Below are 1,336 nucleotides of genomic sequence, written 5' to 3' on the forward strand. Positions count from 1 at the left end.
GCCGTGTTGAAGACGGTGCGCTCCCAGGAGCGGGCGGCGGCCGAACTTGCCGAGGTCGAATACATTGCGCGGACCGAGAAGTCGAACGAGGTTGGCTGGCGTGCCATCCTCAGCAACCGCAACCTCCTGCGCATCCTGCTTGTCGGCATCGGGCTCGGCGTGGCCCAGCAGCTTACCGGGATCAATTCGATCATGTACTACGGACAGACCGTGCTGGTTGAATCCGGATTCAGCGAAAGCGGTGCGTTGATTGCCAATATCGCGCCGGGCGTCATTGCCGTGATCGGCGGCATCGTTGCGCTGACCATGATGGATCGCGTGGACCGCCGCAGGACCTTCATCATCGGCCTGAGCCTGACGACGGCCTGCCACCTGCTGATCGGCGCCGCATCGATGGCATTGCCCGTGGGCAATCCTGTGCGCCCGTTCGTGATCCTCTTCCTGGTGGTGGCCTTCGTGGGCTCAATGCAAACCTTCCTCAACGTTGCCGTGTGGGTGTACCTCTCCGAGGTCTTCCCGCTGCACATGCGCGGAATCGGCACGGGAATCTCGATCTTCATGCTCTGGGTGGTCAACGGCTTCCTGTCCCTGTACTTCCCTTCCCTGGTTGCGGGCGTCGGCATCACCGGAACCTTCTTCATCTTCGCTGCGGTGGGGGCTTTGGCCTTGCTCTTCGTGGCCACTCAGGTGCCCGAGACCCGTGGCCACACCCTTGAGGCGCTGGAAGAGGACGTCTCCACGGGTGCGATCTTCGTGGTCTCAAAGGGCAAGTAGGGATTGACCGGCCAAAGCCCGCGAGATATTGTAAGAATGTCAGGACAAAGTCTTCAAAAGAAGGATGCCATGCCTCTCGTTCGAATCGATGTCACCGCGGGCCGCACCCCGGAGGAGCTCCAGTCCATCAGCCGCGCCATCCATGATGCGATCGTCGCCGAATACCGGATTCCGGAGCGCGACTACTTTCACATCATCACCGAGCATCCTGCCGGACAGATCGTGGCGCAGGACGCGGGTCTGGGTTTCGAGCGCTCGCAGGGTGTGGTGATGATCCAGGTCTTCACCCAGCGCGGGCGCAGTGTCGATGCCAAGAAGGCGCTCTATGCCCGCATCAATGAGGCGCTGGCGGAGGCGGGTGTTGGCGGCGAGGACGTCTTCCTGGGCTACGTCGAAAACGGGCCCGAGGACTGGACCTTCGGCTTCGGGCGCGCCCAATACCTGACCGGCGAACTCAAGGTGCCGGCTGCGTCCTAAGGAAGCCTCGCAAAATGTGCGGACAAACCTTTGACAGGACATTAAAAACGTAGGAAAGTTTAGCTGTGGCCGGCATCACAACGGC

The 1,336-nt window shown here is 61.4% G+C and carries 2 protein-coding genes; both read left to right on the plus strand.

What is annotated here, in order from left to right:
- A partial coding sequence (locus BIU82_RS15925; protein ID WP_139146653.1) for an MFS transporter occupies nucleotides 1-774 on the plus strand: 774 nt, incomplete at its 5' end.
- A gap of 69 nt (nucleotides 775-843) precedes the next feature.
- Complete coding sequence (locus BIU82_RS15930; protein ID WP_070350452.1) at nucleotides 844-1,251, plus strand: tautomerase family protein; 408 nt, start codon at nucleotides 844-846, stop codon at nucleotides 1,249-1,251.
- Nucleotides 1,252-1,336 lie beyond the last annotated feature (85 nt).

The sequence above is a fragment of the Arthrobacter sp. SW1 genome, assembly GCF_001766675.1.
Taxonomy (GTDB): domain Bacteria; phylum Actinomycetota; class Actinomycetes; order Actinomycetales; family Micrococcaceae; genus Arthrobacter.